An 18,392-nucleotide genomic window follows, 5' to 3' on the forward strand; every position below is an offset into this window, starting at 1 on the left:
CGTCATCATGAAAGCCCACGCCCCCAGCGTGCTCGACGTCGCCGGCGGCAAGCCGATCAAGCTCTGGACCCAGGGCGTACCGGTGGAAGACGAGGCCCGCCAGCAACTGATCAATACGGCGAAGATGCCGTTCATCTTCAAACACCTGGCGGTGATGCCGGACGTGCACCTGGGCAAGGGCTCGACCATCGGCAGCGTGATCCCCACCCGCGGCGCCATCATCCCGGCCGCCGTCGGCGTGGACATCGGCTGCGGCATGATCGCCGCGCGCACCTCGCTGCGGGCGGCGGACCTGCCGGACAACCTGCACGGCCTGCGCAGCGCCATCGAGAAGGCCGTGCCCCATGGCAAGACCTTCGGCAAACGCGATCAGGGCGCCTGGGACGACGTGCCCAAGGCTGCCGACCAAGCCTGGCAAGCCCTCGCCGGACGCTTCAAGGCGATCACCGGCAAATACCCGCGCCTGGAGAAAACCAACCAGCGCGTGCACCTGGGCACCCTGGGCACCGGCAACCACTTCATCGAGGTCTGCCTCGACGAGGCCGATCGCGTGTGGTTCATGCTGCACAGCGGTTCGCGCGGCGTCGGCAACGCCATCGGCAACCTGTTCATCGAACTGGCCCAGGCGGACATGCGCCAGCACATCGCCAACCTGCCCGACCGCGACCTGGCCTACTTCGAAGAAGGCAGCCCGCACTTCGATGACTATGTGGAAGCGGTCGGCTGGGCACAGGATTTCGCCCGACAGAACCGCGAACTGATGATGCAAGCGGTGATCGCCGCGGCGCGCAAGGTCATCGGCAAACCCTTCGAGGCCAGCCTGGAGGCGGTGAACTGCCACCACAACTACGTACAGAAGGAACGCCACTTCGGCCAGGAGGTGCTGGTGACCCGCAAGGGTGCGGTCTCCGCGCAGAAGGGCCAGTTGGGCATCATCCCCGGCTCCATGGGCGCGAAGAGCTTCATCGTGCGCGGCCTGGGCAACGAGGAGGCGTTCTGCTCCTGCAGCCACGGCGCCGGCCGGAGCATGAGCCGGAGCAAGGCGAAGAAGCTGTTCAGCGTCGAAGACCAGATCCGCGCCACCGCCCACGTCGAGTGCCGCAAGGACAAGGATGTGATCGACGAGATTCCCATGGCCTACAAGGACATCGACGCGGTGATGAACGCCCAGCGCGAGCTGGTCGAAGTGCTGCACACCCTGCGCCAGGTGGTGTGCGTGAAAGGCTAGCCAGGCGCGGCCGGGCAAGGCCGCGCCGCCGCGCTCGACACGCCCGTGGCGAGCTTGTCCCCCCTCTCCCCTTCGCCGGCCCTTCGCATTTGCCTCTGGCGCTCCTCCCAGCCGGGCATTGCTCGGCTGGATTCCGCGTACGACGCAGCGAGCCGCGCCGGGTCGGGAACGGCGCGCAAGGATGCCAGCGCTGACCGCAGCGGCGCCTGACGACGGCGCCTTCCACCACGACCGAAGCGCTCTAGGACGGGCATTACCGGATGCATGGGAGATTTCCGAACAGCCCCTATCCTTGACCCGCGTCAAGGCTCGGGCAGCGGGCGCAGCCCTATCTGTACCTGCGGGGAATCACCACAACCTAAAAAAGGGGAACGTCCATGCAGCCCGCCAGAATCCTGGCCCTAGGCAGCCTGCTGCTGAGTGCGAGCAGTGCCACCGCCCACGCTGACGCATTACGCGATCAGGCCACCGCCATCTTCAAACCCATTCCCAACCAGATCAGCGAACTTCACGGCACGGCGATCAACGCCGACCAAGTGGCGCTCGGCAAGCAACTGTTCTTCGAACCGCGGCTGTCCAGCAGCCACGTGATCAGTTGCAACAGCTGCCACAACATCGGCAGCGGCGGCGCCGACAACGTGCCGACCTCCACCGGCCATGCCTGGCAGAAGGGCGCACGCAACTCACCGACCGTGTTCAACGCGGTGCTCAATGCCTCGCAGTTCTGGGACGGTCGCGCCAAGGACCTGGAAGAACAGGCCAAGGGCCCGGTGCAGAACCCGGTGGAAATGCACAGCACGCCACAGGACGTGGAACAGACACTGAGCAGCATTCCAGACTACGTCAGCGCCTTCGGCAAAGCCTTCCCCAACGACAAGAAACCGGTCAGTTTCGACAACATGGCGCGGGCCATCCAGGCCTTCGAGAGCACACTGATCACCCCGGACTCGCGCTTCGACCGCTACCTGAAGGGCGACGATCAGGCACTCGACAGCGAGGAGAAAAACGGCCTGCAGACCTTCATCGCCGCGGGCTGCGTCAGTTGCCACAACGGCGTCAACCTGGGGGGCCAGGCGTACTTCCAGTTCGGCGTGGTGCAGAAACCGAACAACAAGGTTCTGCCCGACGCGGACCAGGGTCGCTTCGCAATCACCAAGACGCAGAGCGACAAGTACGTGTTCCGTGTCGCCCCGCTGCGCAATGTGGCGCTGACCGCGCCTTACTTCCACAGCGGCCAAGTCTGGGATCTGAAACAGGCCGTCGCCGTCATGGGCACCGCGCAACTGGGCAAGCAGCTCGACGATGGGCAAACCACCGCCATCACCGCGTTCCTCAAGACCCTGACCGGCACGCAGCCCCGCGTGGAATACCCGCTCCTGCCGCCGAGCAGCGAGAAAACCCCGCGTCCCAAGGGCTGATCAGCGGGCAAAAAAAAAACGGGGCCAGTCGGCCCCGTTCTTCATCGCGCGCAGGCTTACGCCAGCTTCTTGTAGCGCACGCGGTGCGGCTGCGAGGCGGCGTCGCCGAGGCGCTTCTTGCGATCGGCCTCGAACTCGGTGTAGTTGCCTTCGAAGAAGATCACCTGGCCATCGTCCTCGTAGGAGAGGATGTGGGTGGCGATCCGATCGAGGAACCAACGATCGTGGGAGATCACGATGGCGGCGCCGGGGAAGTCCAGCAGCGCTTCTTCCAGAGCACGCAGGGTTTCCACGTCGAGGTCGTTGGACGGTTCGTCGAGCAGCAGCACGTTGCCGCCCTGCTTCAGGGTCAGGGCCAGGTGCAGACGGCCACGCTCACCGCCGGAGAGGTCCTTGACGAACTTCTGCTGGTCGGCGCCCTTGAAGTTGAAGCGGCCGACGTAGCTGCGCGAGGGAACTTCGTAGTTGCCGATCTTGATCTGCTCGAAACCATCGGAAACCTGTTCCCAGACGGTCTTGTTGCCTTCCAGGCTGTCGCGGCTCTGGTCGACGCTGGCCAGTTGCACGGTCTCGCCGATCTCGATGCTGCCCGAATCCGGCTGCTCCTTGCCCATGATCATGCGGAACAGGGTCGACTTACCGGCACCGTTACCGCCGATCACGCCGACGATGGCGCCCTTGGGCACGCTGAACGACAGGTTGTCGATCAGCACGCGGTCGCCATAGCCCTTGCAGACGTTATGGAACTCGATGACCTTGTCGCCCAGGCGCGGACCGGCCGGGATATAGATCTCGTTGGTCTCGCTGCGCTTCTGGAATTCCTGCGATTGCAGTTCCTCGAAGCGCTGCAGGCGGGCCTTGGACTTGGCCTGGCGGCCCTTGGCGCCCTGGCGCACCCACTCCAGCTCGGCCTTCATGGCTTTGGCGTGGGAGGCTTCCTGCTTGGCTTCCTGGGCCAGGCGGTTGGCTTTGGATTCCAGCCAGCCGGAGTAGTTGCCCTCGAAGGGGATGCCGTGGCCACGGTCCAGTTCGAGAATCCAGCCGGCGACGTTGTCGAGGAAGTAGCGGTCGTGGGTGATGGCCACCACGGTGCCCGGGAAGTCGTGCAGGAAGTGCTCCAGCCAGGCCACCGAGTCGGCGTCCAGGTGGTTGGTCGGTTCGTCCAGCAGCAGCATGTCCGGCGCCGACAGCAGCAGGCGGCAGAGCGCCACACGGCGCTTCTCGCCACCGGACAGGTGCTCGATCTTGGCATCCCACGGCGGCAGGCGCAGGGCGTCGGCGGCGACTTCCAGCTGACGCTCCAGGTTGTGCCCGTCGGAGGCTTGCAGAATGGCTTCCAGCTTGGCCTGCTCGGCGGCCAGGGCGTCGAAGTCGGCGTCCGGCTCGGCATAGGCGGCATAGACCTCGTCCAGGCGGGCCTGGGCCTGCTTGATCTGCCCGACGGCCTCCTCGACGATCTCGCGCACGTTGGCCTGCGGGTCGAGTTTGGGCTCCTGCGGCAGGTAGCCGACGTTGATGCCGGGCATCGGCCGGGCTTCGCCTTCGATCTCGGTGTCGACACCGGCCATGATGCGCAGCAGGGTGGATTTACCCGCGCCGTTCAGGCCGAGCACGCCGATCTTGGCGCCGGGGAAGAACGACAGGGAGATGTCCTTGAGGATTTCACGCTTGGGCGGCACGACCTTGCCGACCCGGTGCATGGTGTAGACGTATTGAGCCATGGATACCTAGCTTCTGGGATGAAGATGATTGGGAAATGCCGCTACGGCTATCTCGCCCCGGCATAGAGGGCGGCCCGCCCATGCAGGGCGCTGCCACTCGTCGCGGGCGGCGAGCGAAACCAGGGTCGATACGACCGATTTCGCGAAAAATGAGCGCACTGACCAGCGCGCGCGTGCGGCAAAGCTACCGGAATGGACCGGGAAGGGCAAACGACGCTCGTCGGCCGTACTGGCACTTAGCCGCGCTTCAAGGCATGCTACTGCGCGCCGAATCCTGTCGTTTCGCCCCCAGGTAGCCGCTTCTTGTCAAAACCCTCTCGTTCTCCGGCCAGCCTGGCCCGACCAGGACGACTGGCCACCAAGAGCGGCCTGCTGCTGCTCGTCCTGTTGATGCTCGGCCTGCTGCTGTGGCAGTTGCGCCAGGAGTACGTCAGCCAAGAACGCTTCGAGCGCGAGCGGGTCACTCTGTACGGCCAGGAACTGGCCCGGCAACTGTCGCTGATGCTGGAGCTCAAGGCCCTCGCCGCGCGCACCCTGGCCAGCCAGCGCCTGCGCCTGAACGAAGAGCCGGCCACCCTGATGGGCGACCTGGGCCGCCTGTACCCGGCGCTGCGCAGCCTGGTCTGGCTGGACCGCGATGGCAGACCGCAACTGGATACCGCCCCGGGCAGCGCAGACGACGACTTCATCGGCAGTCTGCTGCGGCGCAGCAACGGCCGGGCGTTCTACTACAGCTACAGTGAAAGCGCTGGCGGCCTCGTCTACGTGCTGCTGCGCCCGGAAGACAGCGCCGATGGCCCGATCGCCATCCTGCGCATCGACGCCAACGAGTCCCGCCGCCAATGGGAGGGCAAGGCGCCGCTCGGTACGCCCCCCTGGCTGCTGGAAGATGCCAACGGCAAGACGATCTTCAGCCACCCCGACGACAGCGCGTTACCGCCGCCCGTCAGCGTCGAGTCCGGCGCCGGCTCGCAACGCCTGGATGGCGTGAGCATCGCCAACAGCGACTGGCAGGTGCGTCCGTTGCTGGACCCCAGCCAGGCCAGTCGCAACCTGTTGCCGCGCCTGGCGGGCGAGCTGGCCTTGCTGCTCATGCTCGGCGGCGTGACCTGCGCCGCCTTGTGGCGCCTGCAGCGCGAGCAGCAGAATCTGCGCGCGCTCACCGCCGACTCGCAATCGCGCCTGCGCCAGGCCGCCCAGGCCCTGGCCGCCATCGACGAGCGCGTTCTGGTGACCCGTGCCGACGGTCGCCTGGCCTACCTCAATCCGCAGGCCGAACAGTTATTCGGCATCCGCGCCGAGGATGCCGAGCGGCACTACCTGATGAACCTGCTGCCGGGACTCGGCCAGCCGTCGCCGCCGGATGGCGCGCAACCCGCTACCGGCACCGAGCTGGTAAGCCTGGAGCACCACGGCCGCCTCCGCGTGTTCGCCGTCAGCCACCACGCCCTGGACGACAGCCAGCTACCGGCGGAAATCTCCTGGGTGCTGCGCGGCAGCCTGCCGCAAGGCGGCAATGTCTGGGTGCTGCGCGACGTCACCGAGGAGCAGCGTTCGCTGCAAGTGCTGGAAGAAACCCGGCGGCGCTATCAGGACATCTTCGACGGCGTCGGCGTAGCGCTTTGCGTGCTCGATCTGGCCGCGCTGCGCGAGTTCCTGATCGACAACGGCCTGCGCGACGAAGCGGCGCTGCAGGATTGGCTGGATCAGCGCGAAGAGCACTGGCCGAGGCTGCTGCGGCTGATCCGCGTCAGCGAGATCAACGATGTGGCCAAGGGCCTGCTCGGCGTGAGCAGCAGCGAACAGGCCTGGCGGCACCTGATCGGCGGCACTGCGCGGCGTCCGGGCAGCGTGCGCGTGCGCTTGATCGTCGCGGTACTGAGCGGCGCCAGCGTGGTCGAGCAGGAAGTCGCCCTGCGCAGCCGGCAAGGCGAACTGCACCACTTCTGGCTGCAAGTCCGCATGCCGGAGCGGCCGCAAGACTTCGGCGCGGTCACCCTCAGCCTGTCCGACATCAGCAGCCGCAAACAGATCGAGCTGTCCCTGATCGAGCGCGAGAAATTCTGGTCCGACGCGGTTCGCGCGGTCCCGGATACCCTCTACATCCAGGAAATCCCTTCGCGCCGGGTGCTCTTCAGCAACCACCACCTGGGCATCAAGCTCGGCTACAGCGACGCCGAACTGGAGCACATGGGAGAACAGTTCTGGGAACTTCTGCTGCACCCGGACGATGCCGAGTACTACTGGCGCGTGCGCAATCTGCAGCAGGTGATCGGCGACAGCATCCTGCTCGACAGCCAGATGCGCTGGCGCCACCGGGACGGCAGCTGGCACTGGTTCGACATCCGCGAGCAGGCCTTCAGCCGCGATGCCGAAGGACGCGTGGCGCGCCTGATCGGCGTGGTCAAGGACATCACCGAGAGCGTCGAGGCGAGCAACTCGCTGCGCGAAAGCAGCCGCCGCTACCAGATGCTGGCGGAGAGCATCAGCGACGTCATCCTCACCACCGACGCCCGGCTGAACATCGACTACATCAGTCCGTCGATCCAGCAGACCTTCGGCTACAGCCCGGAATGGCTGCTGCAGAACGGCTTCCAGAATGTCGCCACCAACCCGATACAACTGGCCCGTCTGAACGCCCTGCTGGAGCGCGTGCGCGACGCCATCGATGCGCCACAACGCCTGGCCGCGCTGCGCGAGTCCAGCGCGGTACACCTGTTCAACCTCGACTGCCTGCGCGCCGACGGCCGCAAGATTCCCGTGGACCTGCGCATCGCCCTCATGTGGGATGACCACGGACGCTTCGTCGGCCTGCTCGGCGTGGCCCGCGACATCAGCCAGCAACGCCGCGCCGAGCGCGAAATGCGCATGGCGGCTACGGTCTTCGAGCATTCCACCGCGGCGATCATGGTCACCGACCCGGCCGGCTACATCGTCCAGGTCAACGACTCCTTCTCGCGCCTCACCGGCTACACCGCCGCCGAGGTGCTGGACCAGCAGCCGCGCCTGCTCACCGCCGACCGCCAGGAAGCCAACCAGCTCAAGCATGTGCTCGACAGCCTGCAACTGAGCGGAAGCTGGGAAGGCGAGATCCTGCAGAAGCGCAAGAGCGGCGAACTCTATCCGTCCTGGGTCGGCATCACCGCGGTGCAGGACGAAGAAGGCGACCTGGTCAGCTTCGTCTGCTTCTTCAGCGATATCAGCGAGCGCAAGGCCAGCGAACGGCGCATCCACCGCCTGGCCTACTACGACGCCCTGACCCACCTGCCCAACCGCACGCTGTTCCAGGACCGCCTGCACACCGCCCTGACGCAGGCCGAGCGCCATCGCCAGTGGGTGGTGCTGATGTTCCTCGATCTCGACCGCTTCAAGCCGATCAACGACTCCCTCGGCCACGCCGCCGGCGACCGCATGCTCAAGGAAGTGGCCGAGCGCCTGAGCCACTGCGTCAGCGATACCGACACGGTGGCGCGCATGGGCGGCGACGAGTTCACCCTGCTGCTGCCTGGCCGCGTCGATCGCGAGAGCGCGCTCAAGCGCGCCATCCAGGTCGCCGAGCAGATTCTCGCCAGCCTGGCCCGGCCCTTCACCCTCGAAGGCCGCGAATTCTTCGTCACCGCCAGTATCGGCGTGGCCTTGTCGCCCCAGGATGGCGCCGAGCTGAGCCAGTTGATGAAGAACGCCGACACCGCCATGTACCACGCCAAGGAAGTCGGCAAGAACAACTTCCAGTTCTACCAGGCCGAGATGAACGCCCGCGCCCTGGAACGCCTGGAGCTGGAAAGCGACCTGCGCCGCGCCATCGAGCAGAACGAGTTCATCCTCCACTACCAGCCGCAGTTCACCGGCGACGGCCGCCGCCTGACCGGCGCCGAGGCCCTGCTGCGCTGGCGCCACCCGCGCCGCGGGCTGATCCCGCCGACCGAATTCGTCCCGGTGCTGGAGGAACTCGGCCTGATCGCCCAGGTCGGCGACTGGCTGCTGGCCGAGGCCTGCCAGCAGTTGAAGACCTGGCACCGCGACAAGGTGCGGGTGCCCAAGGTCTCGGTGAACCTCTCCGCCCGACAGTTCGCCGACGGCCAACTGGGCACGCGCATCGCCGCCATCCTCGCGGAAACCGGCATCGCGCCGGCCTGCCTGGAACTGGAGCTGACCGAAAGCATCCTGATGAACGATGTATCGCAGGCCATGCACATCCTCTCCGGCCTCAAGCAACTGGGGCTGGCCATTGCGGTGGACGACTTCGGCACCGGCTACTCGTCGCTGAACTACCTCAAGCAGTACCCCATCGACGTGCTGAAGATCGACCGCAGCTTCGTCGACGGCCTGCCCCACGGCGAACAGGATGCGCAGATCGCCCGCGCCATCATCGCCATGGCCCACAGCCTGAACCTGATGGCGATCGCCGAAGGCGTGGAGAGCCAGGAGCAACTGGATTTCCTCCGCGAACACGGCTGCGACGAGGTGCAGGGCTTCCTCTTCGGCCGGCCGATGAGCCCCGAGCAGTTCGCCGCGCTGTTCTCCAGCAACGCCCTGTTCCTGCTCGGCTGAAAGGCGCCGCGCCAGCCGCGTGAAAGCCACTTGTCCGGCACATGACCGCGTTTCATGTGCCAGCACAGCCGGCATGGGTTAGAATGCGCACCTTTTCCCAGCACCGATCCTTATGAGGACCGCCATGTTCAGCCGTGATTTGACCCTCGCCCGCTACGATGCCGAACTCTTTGCCGCGATGGAGCAAGAAGCCCAGCGCCAGGAAGAGCACATCGAGCTCATCGCCTCCGAGAACTACACCAGCCCGGCGGTGATGGAAGCCCAGGGTTCCGTGCTGACCAACAAGTACGCCGAAGGCTACCCGGGCAAGCGCTACTACGGTGGTTGCGAGTACGTCGACGTGGTCGAGCAACTGGCCATCGATCGCGCCAAGCAACTGTTCGGCGCCGACTACGCCAACGTCCAGCCGCATGCCGGTTCCCAGGCCAACGCCGCGGTCTACCTGGCCCTGCTGAATGCCGGTGACACCCTCCTCGGCATGAGCCTGGCCCACGGCGGCCACCTGACCCACGGCGCCAGCGTCTCCTCCTCCGGCAAGCTGTACAACGCCGTGCAGTACGGCATCGACGCCAACGGCCTGATCGACTACGACGAAGTCGAGCGCCTGGCCGTCGAGCACAAGCCGAAGATGATCGTCGCCGGCTTCTCCGCCTATTCCCAGGTACTGGACTTCGCCCGCTTCCGCGCCATCGCCGACAAGGTCGGAGCCTACCTGTTCGTCGACATGGCCCACGTCGCCGGCCTGGTCGCCGCTGGCGTGTATCCGAACCCGGTGCCGTTCGCCGACGTGGTCACCACCACCACCCACAAGACCCTGCGCGGCCCGCGCGGCGGCCTGATCCTCGCGCGCAAGAACGAAGAGATCGAGAAGAAGCTCAACTCCGCGGTCTTCCCGGGCGCCCAGGGCGGCCCGCTGGAGCACGTCATCGCCGCCAAGGCGGTGTGCTTCAAGGAAGCCCTGCAGCCGGAATTCAAGGCTTACCAGCAGCAGGTCCTGAAAAACGCCCAGACCATGGCCAGCGTGTTCATCGAACGCGGCTTCGACGTGGTCTCCGGCGGCACCCAGAACCACCTGTTCCTGCTCTCGCTGATCAAGCAGGACATCACCGGTAAAGATGCCGACGCCGCCCTGGGCCGCGCCTTCATCACCGTGAACAAGAACAGCGTGCCGAACGACCCGCGCTCGCCCTTCGTCACCTCGGGCCTGCGCATCGGCACCCCGGCGGTCACCACCCGCGGCTTCAAGGAAGCCGAGTGCCGCGAGCTGGCCGGCTGGATCTGCGACATCCTGACCAACATGGGCGACGAGTCGGTGGTCGACAGCGTGCGCGAGAAGGTCAAGGCCATCTGCGCCAAGTTCCCGGTGTACGGCAACTAAGCCGCACCCTGGAACGCGAAAAGCCCGGCGAATGCCGGGCTTTTTCGTTTCCGCTGTCTCGTCGCCATCGTCCCCCGCTGGCAGGCCCGGCGGCGGCCAACTAGGCTCGTGCTGAGACCGACCGACAGGCTCGTTACCCCCGATGCGAGCGAGCTGCTATCATGCGCGCCTTTTTTGCCCAGGCCTTGCAAGCCGGCCTTTTCTGACCGATCGGTCGATTGAATAAGACGCCCAACCACGGGAGCACGACATGCTGGAAAAGCTGTTCCAACTCAAGGCGCACAACACCAACGTACGCACGGAAATCCTGGCGGGAATCACCACCTTCCTGACCATGGCTTACATCCTTTTCGTCAACCCGAGCATCCTCGGCGAGACCGGCATGGACAAGGGCGCGGTGTTCGTCGCCACCTGCCTGGCCGCGGCCATCGGCTCGACGATCATGGGGGTGATCGCCAACTACCCGATCGCCCTGGCGCCGGGCATGGGCCTGAATGCCTTCTTCACCTACACCGTGGTGCTGCACATGGGCCACACCTGGCAGGTAGCGCTGGGCGCGGTGTTCCTCTCGGCGTGCATGTTCTTCGTGATCTCGATCTTCCGCATCCGCGAGTGGATCATCAACAGCATCCCCCTGGCCCTGCGCTCGGCCATCGCCGCCGGCATCGGCCTGTTCCTCGCGCTGATCGCCCTGAAGGAGTCCGGCATTGTCGTGGCCAACCCGGCGACCCTGGTGGGGATGGGCGACCTGGCCAAGCCGGAGCCGCTGCTGGCGATTCTCGGCTTCATCCTCATCGTCGCCCTGGAAGCCCGCCGCGTGACCGGCGCGGTGATGATCGGCATCCTCGCCGTGACCTTCGCCGCCATCGCCCTGGGCATCAGCAAGTTCGGCGGCGTGATGTCGATGCCGCCGTCGCTGGCGCCGACCTTCCTCCAACTGGACATCAAGGGCGCCCTGGACATCGGCCTGACCAGCGTGATCTTCGCCTTCCTCTTCGTCGACCTGTTCGACAACTCCGGGACCCTGATCGGCGTGGCCAAGCGCGCCGGCCTGATGGGCAAGGACGGCTACATGCCGAAGATGGGCCGCGCGCTGATCGCCGACAGCACCGCCGCCATGTTCGGCTCGCTGCTCGGCACCTCGACCACCACCAGCTACATCGAATCGGCGGCCGGCGTTTCCGCCGGCGGGCGCACCGGCCTGACCGCCGTGGTGGTCGCCATCCTGTTCCTCCTGGCGCTGTTCTTCGCCCCGCTGGCGGGTAACGTGCCGGCTTTCGCCACCGCCCCGGCGCTGTTCTTCGTCGCCGTACTGATGGCCTCCGGCCTGGCCGAGATCGACTGGGACGATCTCACCGTCGCCGCGCCCGTGGTGGTCACCGCGCTGGCCATGCCGCTGACCTTCTCCATCGCCAACGGCATCGCCTTCGGTTTCATCACCTGGACCGCCTGCAAGCTGCTCGCCGGCCGCTTCCGCGAGCTGAACTGGGCGCTGGTGATCCTCTCGGTGCTGTTCGTCATCAAGCTGGGCTGGTACAACGCCTGAGTCATCTTTACCCGTGCAGCATGGGTATCGCTTCGCTCAACTCATCCTACAGATGCATGACGTAGGATGGCGTAGAGCACCGTGATACCCATCGAATGCCGCCGCCCCACACGAGTCGCCCGCCCCATGAGCAGTCCCCGCTTCGATCCCGCCGCCTACGACACCCAACTGGCCGAGAAGGCCGCACGCCTGCGCGAGCTGCTGGCGCCCTTCGCCGCTCCCGAGCCGACGCTGTTCGACTCGCCCCGCGAGCACTACCGCCTGCGCGCCGAATTCCGCCTCTGGCGTGAAGGCGAACAGCGCCACTACGCGATGTTCGAGGCCGGCGACAAGCACACGCCGATCCTCATCGAGGACTTCCCCATCGCCAGCCAGCGTATCAACCAGTTGATGCCGCGCCTGAAGGCGGCCTGGGCCGAGCCGGCGCTGGGGCACAAGCTGTTCCAAGTGGAGTTCCTCACCACCCTGGCTGGCGACGCGCTCATCACCCTCTGCTACCACCGGCCGGTCGACGACGCCTGGCAAGCCGCCGCACAGACGCTCGCCGCCGAGCTGGGCGTGAGCATCGTCGGGCGCTCCCGGGGCAAGCGCCTGGTGGTCGGTCGCGACTATGTCGAAGAGGCGTTGCAGGTGGCCGGGCGGACGTTCCGCTACCGCCAGCCGGAAGGCGCCTTCACCCAGCCCAACGGCGAGGTCTGCCAGAAGATGCTGAACTGGGCCTATGAGACCCTCGGCCAGCGCGACGACGACCTGCTGGAGCTTTACTGCGGCAACGGCAACTTCACCCTGCCGCTGGCCACCCGCGTGCGCAAGGTGCTGGCCACCGAGATCAGCAAGACCTCGGTCAACGCCGCACTGGCCAACCTGGCCGACAACGCGGTGGATAACGTCAGCCTGGTGCGCCTCTCCGCCGAGGAGCTGACCCAGGCGCTCAACGAGGTGCGCCCGTTCCGCCGCCTGGCCGACATCGACCTGAAGCGCTACGACTTCGGCAGCGTCTTCGTCGATCCGCCGCGCGCCGGCATGGACCCGGACACCTGTGAACTGACCCGGCGTTTCCAGCGCATCCTGTACATCTCCTGCAACCCGGAGACCCTGGCGCAGAACATCGCCCAGTTGCACGACACCCACCAGGTCACGCGCTGCGCCCTGTTCGACCAGTTCCCCTATACCCACCACATGGAAGCCGGCGTTCTCCTCGAACGCCGCTGAGGCACGCCCGCCCCGGGCTGGGCGGCGCGGTCAGCTGTAGTTGGAAGGGGTCTTGCGGACGAACTTGATCGAGTACTTGAAGTCCGGCTTGCGCGTCACGCTGATGGCGCGGCGGCTGACGGTATCGAGGGTGACGTTCCAGAAGCCGGTGCTGGGCACGCGGATGCGCGCGGGGAACGTGTCGAAGGCGCCGCCGTGATAGACATGCCGGGCGCCGTTCTTGAAGCTGCGGAAATTGGCATCGGTCATCAGGCGGATGTTGCACGTCCGCGAACACTCGATGACCACCAGATCGCCCTCGTTGAGATGTTCGCGTTGATGGATGAACTTCATGCTGTCGCCTGCCGCCTGTCGAAAAGCGCAGCACGATAGCACGGAAGGCCCAGGCGCCCCCAGGGCTGTCGTCGGACCAGCGCAACGGCGATCTCAGAGCCCATCGAAATCGGCCTGGCGGAGCTGCTCCGCGGCCACCCCCGGCGGCTCGGGCGCCACGTCCACCGGGGCCTGGCTGCGACGCGCCAGCCAATACAGGGCGACGATCGCCAGCAGGGAAATGGCGCCGCGATAGAGCAGCCCCCAGAGGGCGGCGTCGCTGCCCAGGTCGCCCTCGCTCCAGCCGATCAACAGGCGCGACAAGGTCAGGGTGAGCTGCACCAGCACCACCAGGATCAGACCCGGGCGCAACAGCTCGCGGCGGCGCAAGGCAAACAGCAGGAACAGCGCCAGGGCGAACTGGTGGCCGCCATAGAACACCTGGGCCTCGCTCACCGAGGCCGGCTCCATCAACAGCATCCCGTTGAGGTTGGCCATCTCGTACGGGCGGACCCAGTACAGCAGGCCCAGGCCGGCCCAGACCATGGCCTGGACCAGCAAGACAAGGCGGGCGAAGAGCATCCGGTTTCTCCTTGGGCCCGACGGGCCGCAGCGGGATTGTGGATAAGCGACGCTGACCGCGACCGCCATGGCGAGTTCGTGGCCACCCGTCATACGCTGATACAGGGCAAGCGGAGACGGTGGAAGCTATGGGAGTATCCTCCCTGCCCTACTCTTCTGTCAGGAGTTTCCCATGCGCCGCATCCTCCTCATCGCCGCCCTGTTCGCTGGCGGTGCCCAGGCCGCCGAGCCGCTGAAGATCGAAGTCCATCGCGACGCCAACTGCGGTTGCTGCAAGGCCTGGATCCAGCACCTGCAGGCCAACGGTTTCCAGGTCGAGGACCACGTGGAGAGTGACATGCCGGCGCTGAAGGCGCGCCTGGGTGTCCCGCCCTCCATGGGCTCCTGCCATACGGCGCTGATCGACGGCAAGTTCGTCGAAGGCCATGTGCCCGCCGCCGACATCCTCACGCTGCGCCAGCGCCCCGACCTGCTCGGCGCCGCCGCGCCGGGCATGCCGATGGGCTCACCGGGGATGGAAATGGGCGACCACCACGACGCCTATCAAGTGCTCGGCTTGAGCAAGAGCGGCTCGCAGGAAGTGCTGGCGGATTATCCACAGCGCTGAGCGCGCACGGCGACGGCAAAAAACAAGGGCGGCCAATTGGCCGCCCTTTTCTTTCTATGAGCGCCTCACTCGGCGCTCTTGCCCGCCGCCCTGGGCAACAGCCCATCGGCGCGGAACATCGCCTTGATCCCGCGCACGGCCTGGCGCAGGCGGTCGCGGTTCTCGATCAGGGCGAAGCGCACATGGTCGTCGCCGTAATCGCCGAAGCCGATGCCCGGCGATACCGAGACCTTGGCGTCCTGCAGCAGCTTCTTGGCGAATTCCAGCGAGCCCATGTGCGCATAGGGCTCGGGGATCTTCGCCCAGACATACATGGAAGCCTTGGGATTCTCGACCATCCAGCCGGCCTCGTGCAGGCCCTTGACCAGCACGTCGCGGCGCTGCTGGTACTGGCTGGCGATGTCGCGCACGCACTGCTGGTCGCCTTCCAGGGCGGCGATGGCGGCCACCTGCAGCGGGGTGAAGGTGCCGTAGTCGTGGTAGCTCTTTATCCGCGCCAGGGCCGAGACCAGCTCCGGGTTGCCGACCATGAAGCCGATGCGCCAGCCGGCCATGTTGTAGCTCTTCGACAGGGTGAAGAACTCCACGGCGATGTCCTTGGCGCCCGGCACCTGCATGATCGACGGCGCCTTCCAGCCGTCGAAGACGATGTCGGCATAGGCCAGGTCGTGCACCACCAGCACGTCGTACTGCTTGGCCAGGGCCACCACGCGCTCGAAGAAGTCCAGCTCGACGCACTGCGCGGTCGGGTTGGAGGGGAAGCCGAGGATCATCATCTTCGGCTTGGGAATGGACTCGCGGATCGCCCGTTCCAGCTCGGTGAAGAAGTCGATGCCCGGCACCAGCGGCACCGAGCGCACCTGGGCGCCGGCGATCACCGCGCCGTAGATATGGATCGGGTAACTGGGGTTGGGCACCAGGATGTTGTCACCGTGGTCCAGGGTGGCCAGCATCAGGTGCGCCAGGCCCTCCTTGGAACCGATGGTGACGATGGCTTCGCTTTCCGGGTCGATGTCGACCGCGTAGCGCTCCTTGTACCAGTGCGAGATGGCCCGGCGCAGGCGCGGGATGCCGCGCGAGGTGGAATAGCCGTGGGTGTCTTCGCGCTGGGCGACCTGCACCAGCTTCTCGACGATGTGCGGCGGGGTCGGGCCATCGGGGTTGCCCATCGACAGGTCGATGATGTCTTCGCCGCGACGGCGCGCGGCCATCTTCAGTTCGGCGGTGATGTTGAAGACGTAGGGCGGGAGACGATCGATGCGCGAAAAGCGGCGAGCTGAACGGGGTTCAGTCATGATTTCCTCGATTAACGTAAGCGCCCGGAACCGTCCGAGCGACGCCGGCCACTGCTGTGGCCTGAAAAGCGCGGGGCTTTCTTGTCGGCGAACATATCCGCCGCTAGGCTCGCTGTCGAGTCCTTCTTTCGTCGCCCTGGAGTCCCATGTTCCCACTGCATTACTGGCAACTGGATGTCTTCGCCGAGCGTCCGCTGAGCGGCAACGGCCTGGCGGTGTTCGCCGACGCCCGCGGCCTGAGTGACGCCACCCTGCAAGCCCTGACCCAGGAGCTGCGTCAGTTCGAGACCATCTTCCTCTACCCCAGCGCCGAGCTGGACACCTACTCCGCGCGCATTTTCACCCTGGAGGAGGAACTACCCTTCGCCGGCCATCCGCTGCTCGGCGCCGCCGCGCTGCTGCACCATATCCACCAGCGCGGCGAGCAGGAGAACTGGACGCTGCAACTGGCCACCAAGCAGGTCAGCCTGAGCACGCGGCGCCATGGCGCCGGCTTCCAGGCACAGATGAACCAGGGCCAGGCCGAGTTCGGCGCCACCCTCGACGCGGAAGGCCGGCACTGGTTCGCCAACGCCTTCTCGCTGCATCCCGACGACCTCGCCGACTACCCCGCGCGGGTGGTCAGCACCGGCCTGCCGTACCTGCTGCTGCCGGTTCGCGCACAAGCCCTCGGGCGTATCCGCCAGCGCGCCGAGCTCAGCGCGCGGCTGGCGGCCATCGGCGCCGCCTTTGTGTTCCTGGTCGATGTGGATAACCGCGAGGGGCGCACCTGGGACAGCGCCGGGCTGGTCGAAGACGTCGCCACCGGCAGCGCTGCCGGCCCGGTCGCCGCCTACCTGGTGGAACTGGGCAAAGCCCAGCGCGGCGAGACCTTCGAGCTGGCCCAGGGCCGCTTCCTCGGCCGCCCGAGCCGCTTGGAAGTGAAGATCGGCAACGACGGTCAGATCCTGGTCGGTGGCAAGGTGCAGTTGCTGGCGCGCGCCGAGCTGCTCTGCGCGCTCGACTGACGACCGGCGTGGCCGGGGCCGGTCCCGGCGACGACACTGAATCCCACCTTTCGCAGGAGAAAACGCCATGCTCTGGGGCAAAGGACGACGCAGCGACAACGTAGTGGACGCCCGTGACGAGGACGCCGGTGGCGGTGGCGGCCTGCGCATCGGCGGCCGCGGCCTGAGCCTGGGCGGCGTCGCCGTGGTGGTGGTGGTCGGCCTGTTGATGGGCCAGGACCCGATGCAGATTCTCGGCAGCCTGCTCGGCCAGATGGATGCCACCCAGGCGCCGGCGCCCCGCCCGGCGCAGGGGCGCCCGGCCAGCGGCAACGATCCGCAGGTGGATTTCGTGCGTGCCATGCTCGGCGACACCGAGGACACCTGGGGGCAGATTTTCGCCCACAGCAACAAGGCGTACGAGCAGCCCAAGCTGATCCTCTTCAACGGTGGCGTAAGCTCCGCCTGCGGCTTCGCCTCCTCGGCGGTCGGGCCTTTCTACTGCCCCGGCGACCACCGGGTCTACCTCGACCTGGGGTTCTTCCGCGAGATGGAGCAGCGCTTCTCCGCCGCCGGCGATTTCGCCCGTGCCTACGTGATCGCCCACGAGGTCGGCCACCATGTGCAGAACCTGCTGGGCATCTCCGCCAAGATCCAGGCCGCGCGCCAGCGCGGTGCGCGCATGGAGGGCGCCGACGGGCTCTCCGTGCGCCAGGAACTACAGGCCGACTGCTTTGCCGGGGTCTGGGCCAATCGCGCCCAGCAGCGCCTGCACTGGCTGGAACCGGGCGACCTGGAAAGCGCCCTGAACGCCGCCAATGCCATCGGCGATGACCGCCTGCAACGCCAGGCACGCGGCAGCGTGATGCCGGACTCCTTCACCCACGGCACCTCGGCGCAGCGGGTGCGCTGGTTCAAGGTCGGGTTCGAGAGCGGCGCGCCGGGCAAGTGCGACACCTTCAAGGCGCAGGCGCTCTGAGCCTCGCCGCCGGCCGGGGGCAGTCACCGCGCCTGCGCCTGGACTCAACCCAGGCAGCGGCGCAGCGCGCCGACGAAATGCACCGGATCGACCGGCTTGAGCATGAAGTCCAGCACGTTCAGCTCCATCGCGTCGATCAGCTCGCGGGTCTGCGCATGGCCGGAGAGGACGATGATCGGCAGGAAGGTGCCGGCGCTCTTCAACTGGCGGATTAGGTCGAGCCCGGAGCCGTCATGCTCCATGCGCAGGTCGGTGACCAGCAGGTCGATGCCAGCCTCGTCCCGGCTGATCCGGCGCATGGCCGCGGCGGCGCTGCTGGCGGTCAGGCAGTGGAAATTCGCACGCTCGATCCAGTGGCGCATTTTCGCCAGCACTTGGCGGTCATCGTCGACCAGTAGCACCACGGGGCGTGACTGCGATCCGGCAGTCACCTCCAGTAACGCTTCGATTTCCTCTTCACTGAGGATGCTGTTGTGCGACATGGAGAAGGCACCGCCAGGGCAAGCCATTTGCCATCGAGTATAGCGGCATAACGCCACACCGCTGGCCGACCGGCATTTTCCTCCAGACGCAAAAA

General features: G+C 66.5%; 14 protein-coding genes. 9 read left to right on the plus strand and 5 right to left on the minus strand.

The window, feature by feature from the left end; translation table 11 throughout:
* Window positions 1-7 precede the first annotated feature (7 nt).
* On the plus strand, window positions 8-1,228 hold the full coding sequence (locus tag BLQ74_RS06305) for an RtcB family protein (protein ID WP_090261688.1): 1,221 nt from the start codon (window positions 8-10) through the stop codon (window positions 1,226-1,228).
* 377 nt (window positions 1,229-1,605) lie between these two features.
* A complete protein-coding gene (locus tag BLQ74_RS06310) occupies window positions 1,606-2,646 on the plus strand; it encodes a cytochrome-c peroxidase (protein WP_090261689.1) in 1,041 nt (346 codons plus the stop codon).
* A 56-nt stretch (window positions 2,647-2,702) separates the two neighbouring features.
* Here BLQ74_RS06310 and ettA read toward each other — a convergent pair whose 3' ends face one another.
* Window positions 2,703-4,367, minus strand: a complete 1,665-nt coding sequence (gene ettA, locus BLQ74_RS06315; RefSeq protein WP_090261690.1) for an energy-dependent translational throttle protein EttA — start codon at window positions 4,365-4,367, stop codon at window positions 2,703-2,705.
* Between the two features lie 303 nt (window positions 4,368-4,670).
* Between ettA and BLQ74_RS06320 the strand changes: the two genes are divergently transcribed.
* The 4 genes from BLQ74_RS06320 to trmA all read left to right on the plus strand — a co-directional run bounded on the left by BLQ74_RS06320 (window position 4,671) and on the right by trmA (window position 13,054).
* Window positions 4,671-8,918: an EAL domain-containing protein gene (locus BLQ74_RS06320; protein WP_425287479.1), complete on the plus strand. Its 4,248-nt coding sequence runs from the start codon at window positions 4,671-4,673 to the stop codon at window positions 8,916-8,918.
* Between the two features lie 124 nt (window positions 8,919-9,042).
* Window positions 9,043-10,296 (plus strand): serine hydroxymethyltransferase, encoded by a 1,254-nt coding sequence (gene glyA, locus BLQ74_RS06325; protein ID WP_090261692.1) that lies wholly within the window; start codon window positions 9,043-9,045, stop codon window positions 10,294-10,296.
* 250 nt (window positions 10,297-10,546) lie between these two features.
* Complete coding sequence (locus BLQ74_RS06330; protein WP_090261693.1) at window positions 10,547-11,842, plus strand: NCS2 family permease; 1,296 nt, start codon at window positions 10,547-10,549, stop codon at window positions 11,840-11,842.
* A 126-nt stretch (window positions 11,843-11,968) separates the two neighbouring features.
* A complete protein-coding gene (gene trmA, locus BLQ74_RS06335; protein WP_090261694.1) occupies window positions 11,969-13,054 on the plus strand; it encodes a tRNA (uridine(54)-C5)-methyltransferase TrmA in 1,086 nt (361 codons plus the stop codon).
* Between the two features lie 30 nt (window positions 13,055-13,084).
* Here trmA and BLQ74_RS06340 read toward each other — a convergent pair whose 3' ends face one another.
* Together BLQ74_RS06340 and BLQ74_RS06345 are read right to left on the minus strand one after the other, a co-directional pair.
* Complete coding sequence (locus BLQ74_RS06340; RefSeq protein ID WP_090261695.1) at window positions 13,085-13,387, minus strand: DUF1883 domain-containing protein; 303 nt, start codon at window positions 13,385-13,387, stop codon at window positions 13,085-13,087.
* A 93-nt stretch (window positions 13,388-13,480) separates the two neighbouring features.
* Window positions 13,481-13,948, minus strand: coding sequence for a DUF4345 family protein (locus BLQ74_RS06345; RefSeq protein WP_090261696.1), 468 nt, complete (start codon window positions 13,946-13,948; stop codon window positions 13,481-13,483).
* Between the two features lie 172 nt (window positions 13,949-14,120).
* Here BLQ74_RS06345 and BLQ74_RS06350 point away from each other — a divergent pair, with 172 nt between their 5' ends.
* Complete coding sequence (locus BLQ74_RS06350; protein ID WP_090261697.1) at window positions 14,121-14,555, plus strand: DUF411 domain-containing protein; 435 nt, start codon at window positions 14,121-14,123, stop codon at window positions 14,553-14,555.
* A gap of 65 nt (window positions 14,556-14,620) precedes the next feature.
* Here the strand turns inward: BLQ74_RS06350 and alaC are convergent, their stop codons facing one another.
* A complete protein-coding gene (gene alaC / locus BLQ74_RS06355) occupies window positions 14,621-15,850 on the minus strand; it encodes an alanine transaminase (protein WP_090261698.1) in 1,230 nt (409 codons plus the stop codon).
* Window positions 15,851-15,996: 146 nt separating this feature from the next.
* On the opposite strand from alaC, the gene BLQ74_RS06360 reads away from it, so the two are divergent.
* Together BLQ74_RS06360 and ypfJ are read left to right on the plus strand one after the other, a co-directional pair.
* A complete protein-coding gene (locus tag BLQ74_RS06360; protein ID WP_090261699.1) occupies window positions 15,997-16,857 on the plus strand; it encodes a PhzF family phenazine biosynthesis protein in 861 nt (286 codons plus the stop codon).
* Between the two features lie 67 nt (window positions 16,858-16,924).
* Window positions 16,925-17,815, plus strand: coding sequence for a KPN_02809 family neutral zinc metallopeptidase (gene ypfJ, locus BLQ74_RS06365; RefSeq protein WP_090261700.1), 891 nt, complete (start codon window positions 16,925-16,927; stop codon window positions 17,813-17,815).
* 44 nt (window positions 17,816-17,859) lie between these two features.
* Here ypfJ and BLQ74_RS06370 read toward each other — a convergent pair whose 3' ends face one another.
* A complete protein-coding gene (locus tag BLQ74_RS06370; protein ID WP_090261701.1) occupies window positions 17,860-18,297 on the minus strand; it encodes a response regulator in 438 nt (145 codons plus the stop codon).
* Window positions 18,298-18,392: the final 95 nt, after the last annotated feature.

Source organism: Pseudomonas panipatensis (assembly GCF_900099785.1).
Taxonomy (GTDB): domain Bacteria; phylum Pseudomonadota; class Gammaproteobacteria; order Pseudomonadales; family Pseudomonadaceae; genus Pseudomonas; species Pseudomonas panipatensis.

Bases quoted from the DNA above. Each gene is read 5' to 3' on its own strand.
- BLQ74_RS06345 (WP_090261696.1), bottom strand. From the start codon at position 13,948: ATGCTCTTCGCCCGCCTTGTCTTGCTGGTCCAGGCCATGGTCTGGGCC.
- ettA (WP_090261690.1), bottom strand. From the start codon at position 4,367: ATGGCTCAATACGTCTACACCATGCACCGGGTCGGCAAGGTCGTGCCG.
- BLQ74_RS06310 (WP_090261689.1), top strand. From the start codon at position 1,606: ATGCAGCCCGCCAGAATCCTGGCCCTAGGCAGCCTGCTGCTGAGTGCG.
- BLQ74_RS06370 (WP_090261701.1), bottom strand. From the start codon at position 18,297: ATGTCGCACAACAGCATCCTCAGTGAAGAGGAAATCGAAGCGTTACTG.
- BLQ74_RS06330 (WP_090261693.1), top strand. From the start codon at position 10,547: ATGCTGGAAAAGCTGTTCCAACTCAAGGCGCACAACACCAACGTACGC.
- glyA (WP_090261692.1), top strand. From the start codon at position 9,043: ATGTTCAGCCGTGATTTGACCCTCGCCCGCTACGATGCCGAACTCTTT.
- BLQ74_RS06350 (WP_090261697.1), top strand. From the start codon at position 14,121: ATGCGCCGCATCCTCCTCATCGCCGCCCTGTTCGCTGGCGGTGCCCAG.
- BLQ74_RS06360 (WP_090261699.1), top strand. From the start codon at position 15,997: ATGTTCCCACTGCATTACTGGCAACTGGATGTCTTCGCCGAGCGTCCG.
- alaC (WP_090261698.1), bottom strand. From the start codon at position 15,850: ATGACTGAACCCCGTTCAGCTCGCCGCTTTTCGCGCATCGATCGTCTC.
- ypfJ (WP_090261700.1), top strand. From the start codon at position 16,925: ATGCTCTGGGGCAAAGGACGACGCAGCGACAACGTAGTGGACGCCCGT.
- trmA (WP_090261694.1), top strand. From the start codon at position 11,969: ATGAGCAGTCCCCGCTTCGATCCCGCCGCCTACGACACCCAACTGGCC.
- BLQ74_RS06305 (WP_090261688.1), top strand. From the start codon at position 8: ATGAAAGCCCACGCCCCCAGCGTGCTCGACGTCGCCGGCGGCAAGCCG.
- BLQ74_RS06340 (WP_090261695.1), bottom strand. From the start codon at position 13,387: ATGAAGTTCATCCATCAACGCGAACATCTCAACGAGGGCGATCTGGTG.